The organism is Luteibacter sp. P4_E6 (assembly GCF_056401535.1).
The window spans coordinates 1-2,318 of record NZ_JBFUJE010000579.1 but is presented as its reverse complement, the minus strand read 5'-3'; the positions used below and the strand labels follow the sequence as shown (position 1 = coordinate 2,318).

Annotated in this window: 2 protein-coding genes; one reads left to right on the top strand and one right to left on the bottom strand. The window is 60.4% G+C overall.

The window, feature by feature from the left end:
- Positions 1-249 (top strand): hypothetical protein (locus tag AC1DT2_RS21005; RefSeq protein WP_477298498.1); only part of this gene is annotated, 249 nt, incomplete at its 5' end.
- Positions 250-603: 354 nt separating this feature from the next.
- Here the strand turns inward: AC1DT2_RS21005 and AC1DT2_RS21000 are convergent.
- Complete coding sequence (locus AC1DT2_RS21000; RefSeq protein WP_231873957.1) at positions 604-1,917, bottom strand: tetratricopeptide repeat protein; 1,314 nt, start codon at positions 1,915-1,917, stop codon at positions 604-606.
- Positions 1,918-2,318: the final 401 nt, after the last annotated feature.

Below are 2,318 nucleotides of genomic sequence, written 5' to 3'. Positions count from 1 at the left end.
CGGTACGACCGATTTTCACTCGGCGCGATATCCGCCGGCGGTGCAGGCGGCGCGGGAGGCGCCGGCGGCGGAGCCGGAACGGGGTTCGAACTCGCCTCGTCAACTGCCGGCGGCGGCGGAGCCGGCGGCGGAGGTGTCGGGGGCGGCTTCGATATCTGCACGATTTTCGGCGGCGGCTGCTTCGGGGGCTCCGGCGGCGGCGGCGGGGGAGGCGGGGGAGGCGGCGGCGGTTCAATAAAGTCGACCTGAACTACCTTCTCTTTCTGCTTTTCCTGCGACTTCGGTGGCGCCATAGGCGCAACCAGCAGCAGGAAGGCGAACGAGTGCAGAGCGATGGCGACTGCCAACGCGCTGGTGCGCCCCCAACTAAACGGCGCTTGGCCGGTTGATTCGTTACTTGAGGCCATCAGTCACTATCAAGAGCTAATCAAGCGGAAGTGAACCCGCACTGCTCTTCCGGCGTTCGGCGATTGAGATGCCGAAAACGCTGGTTTCTGCAAGCGGAAAGATAAGCAAATTACACCAGCATATGGCATTTGTATAGCACCTGAAGGGAAGAATCGTGGCAGTGCCAAACCATCCCTTCTGGTACTTTACAAAGGCTTACTTAGTGTTCTCTGCCTTGCTCAACCAGGCGTTGGCCTTGGCAGACGTTTCAGGATCCTGAGCCGCGAGCTTCATGTCCGCGATCGCACCCTGCTTGTTCTTCTGACCACGCTTGGCTTCCGCGCGCACCATATAGGCAGTGCCTTTATGCTGAACGCCCTTGCTGATGGCATCCGTCGCCGACTTTTCAGCGGCGGCGTATTGATTCTTCTGGAGCTGGAGGCGAGCCACGCTCAGCGAGACGGAACCATCCGTCGCGAGCGGGGCGGCCTTCTGGTACGCAGCGAGAGCACCGCTCTCGTCGCCACCGGTGATAGCGGCGTCGCCCTGGAGCTTGTAGACCTCGGCGGAGGGCTTGATCGCGCCCTTGGCCAGACCGTCCGCGAGCACGGCCTCTGCCTTCTTCGCGTTACCGTCCTGGCGCTCGGTATGTTCCTGGCCGTCGATCAGGTAGACCTTGGCGAGGTTCACATAGAGCTTGCCGCCGTTCTCGTCATTGTGGAACGCACCGGCAGCGCGGCCTTTCTCGAGCAGCGCGATGGCTTCCGGATACTTCTGCGCCTGGATCAGCGAGGAAGCGGCGTTCTGCATGGCGGTCGGGTCGTTCGGGTTCTTCGCCAGCTCAGCCGACGCGAGATCAGCAGCCTTGTCGCCCTGGCCGGTCTCGGCGTAGCTGGCGGCGAGGATCTGGGTCCAGGAAGCCTGCGGCTTCGCGTCCGGCATCGACTGCGCCTTGGTGATGGCGGCGATCGCTTCCGGATACTTCTCGAGACGGTAGTCGATATTGCCTTCGAGACCGTAGGAGTCGGCGGTTTCCTTCTTACCCTGGTCGCGCCACTCATGCAGCGACTGCAGGGCCGGAGCGTACTGCTCGTCGGCAACGAGGAACTGGGTGTACATGTACTTCAGCTGGAAGTACGTGTCGTTCGGCATCACGCCGATGTCCAGCGCCTGCTTGAGCGTGGTGATCGCGCCCTTGATGTCGCCGTCATTGTATTTCATGTTGGCGAGGCCCTGAAGGGCGAGCGCCTGCGCGTACTTGCTGCTCGTGCCCGAACCGTCGGCCAGCGGCTGCAGGATCTGCTGCGCCTTTTCCTTGTCGCCGTTGTTGGCAGCGTCGAGACCTTCGTTCAGGGCCTTCTGGTCCTTGTCGCTCTTCAGGTCGAGCTTGGGTTCCGTCCGGGTCGCATTCGGATACAGCGCTTCTTTCTTATCCTTGGGAGCGGCGTCTTTGGCAACGACAGCACCACTGGCAAGGGAAAGGGCGATCGCGGATGCGAGCACCATCTTGATCAAGGAACCCTGTTTCATTGACTGACCTCGGTTGAAGGAGTCGTCGCACAGTGACGTGCTCCGGGGGACTACAGAGGTTAACCTGATTCTATTCCTAAGAACAAGTCGCAGTGCCACAAAAATGTGGAGTCAAAACAATGACTTGTTATATGAATGTTGGCGCTTACGAAATTAGGCCAACTTTTGGCCCTTGAAAACGTCGTTTTCAGCCCACCTTATCGGAGGTTGGGCGCAAGCATCAGGACGTTCAATTCGCGGGCGTATGGAACAAAAAAGCACCCGGTGCAGGTTGCAACCGGGTGCTCTTTTTTGTGCACTAACGTGCGGTAGCGCGTCGACGTTAGATGTCGAGGTTGGCCACCTTCAGCGCATTCGCTTCGATGAAGTCGCGGCGCGGTTCCACTGCCTCGCCCATGAGC